This window comes from Streptomyces sp. NPDC031340, assembly GCF_055569945.1.
The window spans coordinates 51,452-57,451 of the sequence record NZ_JBVIIE010000056.1; the positions used below are offsets into that span (position 1 = coordinate 51,452).

At 72.8% G+C, this 6,000-nt stretch carries 6 protein-coding genes; all 6 read left to right on the top strand.

Annotation, left to right across the window (positions count from 1 at the left end):
* Nucleotides 1-81 precede the first annotated feature (81 nt).
* The 6 genes from ACZ5GT_RS32740 to ACZ5GT_RS32765 all read left to right on the top strand — a co-directional run bounded on the left by ACZ5GT_RS32740 (nt 82) and on the right by ACZ5GT_RS32765 (nt 5,883).
* On the top strand, nt 82-393 hold the full coding sequence (locus ACZ5GT_RS32740; protein ID WP_469033577.1) for a hypothetical protein: 312 nt from the start codon (nt 82-84) through the stop codon (nt 391-393).
* Between the two features lie 257 nt (nt 394-650).
* Complete coding sequence (locus ACZ5GT_RS32745) at nt 651-1,700, top strand: bifunctional MaoC family dehydratase N-terminal/OB-fold nucleic acid binding domain-containing protein (protein WP_469033581.1); 1,050 nt, start codon at nt 651-653, stop codon at nt 1,698-1,700.
* Nucleotides 1,697-2,119, top strand: coding sequence for a MaoC family dehydratase (locus ACZ5GT_RS32750; protein ID WP_469033584.1), 423 nt, complete (start codon nt 1,697-1,699; stop codon nt 2,117-2,119). The genes ACZ5GT_RS32745 and ACZ5GT_RS32750 overlap by 4 nt, the downstream gene beginning before the upstream one ends.
* On the top strand, nt 2,116-3,282 hold the full coding sequence (locus tag ACZ5GT_RS32755; RefSeq protein WP_469033586.1) for a lipid-transfer protein: 1,167 nt from the start codon (nt 2,116-2,118) through the stop codon (nt 3,280-3,282). Before ACZ5GT_RS32750 ends, ACZ5GT_RS32755 begins: the two co-directional genes overlap by 4 nt.
* A gap of 133 nt (nt 3,283-3,415) precedes the next feature.
* Nucleotides 3,416-3,979 (top strand): SigE family RNA polymerase sigma factor, encoded by a 564-nt coding sequence (locus ACZ5GT_RS32760; RefSeq protein ID WP_469033588.1) that lies wholly within the window; start codon nt 3,416-3,418, stop codon nt 3,977-3,979.
* 224 nt (nt 3,980-4,203) lie between these two features.
* Complete coding sequence (locus ACZ5GT_RS32765) at nt 4,204-5,883, top strand: long-chain fatty acid--CoA ligase (protein WP_469033596.1); 1,680 nt, start codon at nt 4,204-4,206, stop codon at nt 5,881-5,883.
* Nucleotides 5,884-6,000 lie beyond the last annotated feature (117 nt).

The window sequence follows — 6,000 nt, forward strand, 5'->3', positions numbered from 1 at the left end:
CCGGGGCGGTCGGCCGACTGCCCTGGTGACAGTCCTACTTGACGGACCTCCGGCCAGGAAGCCGGATTCTGGAGGAAGCACATGGCAAGCATCCGTACCGCCCGCGTCATCGCCGCCGTCTCCGCCCTTCCGCTGGCAGCCGCCCTGTTCACCGGAGTCGCGGCGGCGGACAACGGCGCCCTCGCGGACGACGACTCGAACGCGGGAGTCGCGAGCGTCGTCGGAAGCGGTGTCGGGCTCGACAACTACGGCACCTCGTCCACCACGCAACAGAACGCGGTAGGCCCCGGCGCCACGAACCAGAGCAACGCCGTCCAGGTCAACGGCTCCGACCGCACGGCCGTCCAGCAGGGCAACGAGAACGTCGTCATCCACTTCGCTCCCATGCGGTGAGCCCGCGGCCCTGACCTCAGGGCCGGGGGGACGTGTGTCGCAAGGGTCGTAAGGCGTCTGCGCGGCGGTGCTCCGGTGCCGCCGCGCAGACGCCTTCGGGTGCCTCGGCGCGCATCTTGACAGCCCGCAGTATCTGACGGACAGTCAGAAATCGTTGGGTGCGGTGCTGCTGGGCCGGCGCGGTGCCGCCCGGGACGAGCGGCCACGACGAGCGGCCACGACGAGGGGTCACAACGACGGGCTACGAGGGGGCGACGGTGAGCGGTGAGCCGGCGGAGGGGAGCGACGGTCTGGGGGCGCGGCTGAAGGCGTACGAGGGCCGGGCGGCGGCCGTGGCGTGCCGGGGCAAGGACCCCGTCAACGCGCCCATGATCCGGCACTGGTGCGAGGCGCTCGGAGACACCCACCCCGCGTACGCCGGTCCCGACCCGGTCGCCCCGCCCACCATGCTCCAGGTGTGGACCATGGGCGGTCTCTCCGGCCACGGGCGGCGCGCGCGGGCGTACGACGAACTGCTCGGCCTGCTCGACGAGGCGGGCTGCACCGCGGTCGTCGCCACCGACTGCGAGCAGGAGTACGTCCGGCCCCTGCGCCCCGGCGACGAGATCACCTTCGACGCGGTGATCGAGTCGGTCTCCGGGCCCAAGACGACCCGGCTGGGGACGGGCTGGTTCGTCACGACCCGCACGGATGTGCGGGTGGGCGCCGACCTGGCGGGCACACACCGCTTCCGCATCCTCAAGTACGCCCCAGCGCGCCCGCGCACCGGCCCGCCGCGAACCGGCTCCGCCCGCACCGGCCGCCCCCAGGACACCGATTCCCCGCGCACCGGCCGCCCCCAGGACACCGGCTCCCCGCGCACCGGCCGCCCCCAGGACACCGGCTCCCCGGGCGCCGGCCGCCCCCCGCGCCCCCGCCCGGTCGTCAACCGTGACAACGCCGGTTTCTGGGAGGGTGTCGCCCGCCGCCGCCTGCTGATCCAGCGGTGCGCGGGCTGCGGCGCGCTGCGCTTCCCGTGGCTGCCGGGGTGCGGCGCCTGCGGCTGCCCCGACTGGGACACGGTCGAGGCGAGCGGCGAAGGGACCGTCTACTCGTACGTCGTCGTGCACCATCCGCCCGCCCCGGGCTTCGATCCGCCGCACGCGGTGGCGCTGGTCGAACTCGCGGAGGGCGTCCGCATGGTCAGCAACGTGGTGGGGGTGCCCTGCGACGAGGTGCGGATCGGGCTGCCGGTGCGGCTCACCTTCCACGCGGACGGCGAGGAGCCGGTGCTGCCGGTGTTCCGTCCCCGGGAGGAGGTCGCATGAGGGCCGGCGAGAAGCTCCCGCCGCTCACCATCCCGGTCACCCGCACCCTGATCGTCGCCGGGGCCGTCGCCTCGCGCGACTTCCAGGACGTGCACCACGACGCCGAACGGGCCCGCGAGAAGGGTTCCCCGGACATCTTCATGAACATCCTGACGACCAACGGCCTGGTCGGCCGCTACGTCACCGACCACTTCGGCCCGGCGGCCGTGCTGCGCAAGGTGGCCATCCGGCTCGGGGCGCCCAACCACCCGGGCGACACGATGGTGCTGACGGGCACGGTCGAGGAGGTCGACGGCGACACCGCGACGGTCCGGGTGGTCGGCTCGAACAGCGTCGGCGATCACGTCACGGGCACGGTGACGGTCACGGTCCCCGCGTCGGCCACGGTCACGGTCCCCGCCTCCGGTGGCGCGTCATGAGCCTGCGCGCGCCCGACGCCCTCGGCGGGCGGGCGGCCGTCGTCGGCATCGGGGCCACGGAGTTCTCCAAGGACTCCGGGCGCAGTGAGCTGCGGCTGGCCGCCGAGGCGGTGCGGGCCGCGCTGCGGGACGCCGGACTGCGCCCCGCGGACGTCGACGGAATGGTCACGTTCACCATGGACACCAGCCCGGAGATCACCCTGGCCCAGGCCTGCGGGATCGGCGAGCTGTCCTTCTTCTCCCGCGTCCACTACGGCGGCGGAGCGGCCTGCGCGACGGTCCAGCAGGCGGCACTGGCGGTGGCGGCGGGCGTGGCGGAGGTGGTGGTCTGCTACCGCGCCTTCAACGAGCGGTCGGGGCGCAGGTTCGGCTCCGGGGTACGGCACCGGGAACCCTCGGCGGAGGGCGCGGCACTCGGCTGGGTCCTGCCGTTCGGGCTGCTGACCCCGGCGTCCTGGGTGGCCATGGCGGCCCGGCGCTACCTGCACGCCCACGGGCTGACCGCCGAGGCGTTCGGGCACGTGGCCGTGGTGGACCGCGAGTACGCGGCGACGAACCCGGCGGCGTACTTCCACGGCCGGCCGATCACCCTCGCCGACCATGCCGCCTCGCGCTGGATCGTGGAGCCGCTCCGGCTCCTGGACTGCTGCCAGGAGACCGACGGCGGCCAGGCCGTCGTCGTCACCTCCCTGGAACGGGCCCGCGACCTGCCCCACCCGCCCGCCGTCGTTGCGGCCGCCGCGCAGGGCTCGGGCCGCGGCCAGGAGCAGATGACCAGCTTCTACCGGGACGATCTGACCGGGCTGCCGGAGATGGGCGTGGTGGCACGCCAGCTGTGGCGGACGGCGGGCCTGGCACCGGCCGACGTCGACGTGGCGATCCTGTACGACCACTTCACCCCCTTCGTGCTGATGCAGCTGGAGGAGTTCGGGTTCTGCGGGAGGGGCGAGGCGGCGGACTTCGTGGCCGCGCGCACGGTGCCGCTCAACACGCACGGAGGTCAGCTGGGCGAGGCCTACCTGCACGGCATGAACGGGATCGCGGAGGGCGTGCGGCAGGTGCGGGGCACCGCCGTCAACCAGGTGCCGGGGGCGGAGGCCGTACTGGTCACGGCGGGTACGGGAGTGCCGACGTCGGGCCTGCTGCTGACCGCCGACGGCTGAACCCTCATCGAGTCGGGGCCGACCGTCCACCTTCAGGAGGTGGGGCCGGCCCCACCCCTACAACCTGAGGCGGATTCCCCTTCGGGACCTGCGGCCGATCCGCCGGGCCCGCGCCGCTCCTAGCGTGGACGCCATGACCACACCCGTCTGCACCAGCGCCTCGACCGCCGCCGAACCGGCGACGCAGACTCTGCCGTATCCGTCGTTCTCGTCGTACGTCAGGGCGCGTCAGCCGGTGCTGCTGCGGACCGCCCGCTCGCTGACCGCGAACCCGAGCGACGCGGAGGACCTGCTGCAGACCGCGCTCGCCAAGACGTACGTCGCCTGGGAGCGGATCGAGGACCACCGCGCCCTCGACGGCTACGTGCGCCGGGCGCTGCTGAACACCCGCACCTCGCAGTGGCGCAAGCGCAAGGTCGACGAGTTCGTGTGCGAGGAGCTGCCCGAGCCGGAGCCGCTGCCCGGCGGCGACGACCCGGCCGAGCAGCAGGCACTGCACGACGCGATGTGGCGGGCGATCATGAAGCTGCCCGTCCGGCAGCGGGCGATGGTCGTCCTCAGGTACTACGAGGACCTCAGCGAGACCCAGACGGCCGCGGTCCTCGGGGTGTCGGTGGGCACGGTGAAGTCGGCGGTCTCGCGCGCCCTCGGCAAGCTGCGGGACGACCCCGAGCTGGGACTCGCGCGACGAGCCTGAGCTGACGAACCTGAGCCGGGACTTGTCCGACGAGCCTGAGTTACGGCTCGTGCGACGACCCTGAGCCGGCACTCGTGCGATGCCGCCGAGCTGGGACTTGTTCGGAAATGAACCGTCCTGATCCCATTTGGGTTGCCGACCTGGGCAGATCGATCTCCGTCGGCTAGTGACATACCGCGCGGTATGTGCGCAGAATCAGCGCACACCTTACCGCCGCGTTGGCAATGTCGCCCCGGGAGGACACCGTGCTGAGCACGATGCAGGACGTACCGCTGCTGATCTCGAGGATCCTGACCCACGGGTCCACGGTCCACGGCACATCGCAGGTGACCACCTGGACAGGCGAGGGCGAGCCGCACCGCCGTTCCTTCGCGGAGATCGGCGCCCGGGCGGCCCGGCTGGCGCACGCCCTGCGCGACGACCTCGGGGTCGTGGACGACGACCGGGTGGCCACCCTCATGTGGAACAACGCCGAGCACGTCGAGGCCTACTTCGCGGTCCCCTCCATGGGCGCCGTGCTGCACACCCTCAACCTCCGCCTCCCCGCGGAGCAGCTCACGTGGATCGTGAACCACGCGGCCGACAAGGTCGTCATCGTCAACGGCTCGCTGCTGCCGCTGCTGGCCCCGCTGCTGCCCCGCCTGACGCCGGTCGAGCACGTGGTGGTGTCCGGCCCGGGTGACCGCTCGCTGCTCGCCGGGGGCTCGGTGACCGTGCACGAGTACGAGGACCTGATCGCCGACAAGCCGGACCGCTACGACTGGCCGGAGCTGGACGAGCGCCGGGCCGCCTCCATGTGCTACACGTCCGGCACCACCGGCGACCCCAAGGGCGTGGTGTACAGCCACCGTTCGATCTACCTGCACTCGATGCAGGTCAACATGACCCAGTCGATGGGTCTGACCGACCAGGACACGTCGCTGGTGGTGGTCCCGCAGTTCCACGTCAACGCCTGGGGCCTGCCGCACGCCACCTTCATGACCGGCGTGAACATGCTGATGCCGGACCGCTTCCTCCAGCCGGCCCCCATCGCCGAGATGATCGAGTCCGAGAAGCCGACGCACGCGGCCGCCGTGCCCACCATCTGGCAGGGCCTGCTCGCCGAGCTCACCGCCAAGCCGCGCGACGTCTCCTCCCTCACCCAGGTCACCATCGGCGGCTCGGCCTGTCCGCCCTCCCTCATGGCGGCGTTCGACGACCTGGGGATGCGGGTCTGCCACGCCTGGGGCATGACGGAGACCTCGCCGCTGGGCACGATCGCCCGCCCGCCGGCCCACGCGGTCGGCACCGACGAGGAGTTCGCCTACCGGCTCACCCAGGGCCGTTTCCCGGCCGGTGTCGAGGGACGGTTGACCGGCCCCGGCGGCGAGCGGCTGCCCTGGGACGGCGAGTCGGCCGGTGAGCTGGAGGTGCGCGGCCCGTGGATCGCGGGCGCCTACTACAACGGCCCCGACGCCGAACCGCTGCGCCCCGCGGACAAGTTCAGCGAGGACGGCTGGCTGAAGACGGGCGACGTCGGCACCATCTCCCCCGACGGCTTCCTCACCCTCACCGACCGCGCCAAGGACGTCATCAAGTCCGGCGGCGAGTGGATCTCCTCCGTCGACCTGGAGAACGCCCTCATGTCCCACCCGGACGTCGCCGAGGCCGCCGTCGTCGCCGTCCCCGACGAGAAGTGGGGCGAGCGCCCGCTGGCCACCGTCGTCCTGAAGGAAGGCGCCACCGCCGACTTCGCCTCCCTGCGCGACTTCCTGGCCGCCGAGGGCAAGATCGCCAAGTGGCAGCTCCCGGAGCGCTGGACGATCATCGAGTCGGTGCCGAAGACGAGCGTGGGCAAGTTCGACAAGAAGAAGATCCGTGAAGCACACAGGCTGGGCGAGCTGGACGTGACGACGCTCAGCTGACGTGACGACGCTCAGCTGACGTGGCGGGGGGGGGGGGGGGGGGGGGGGGGGGGGGGGGGGGGGGGGGGGGGGGGGGGGGGGGGGGGGGGGGGGGGGGGGGGGGGGGGGGGGGGGGGG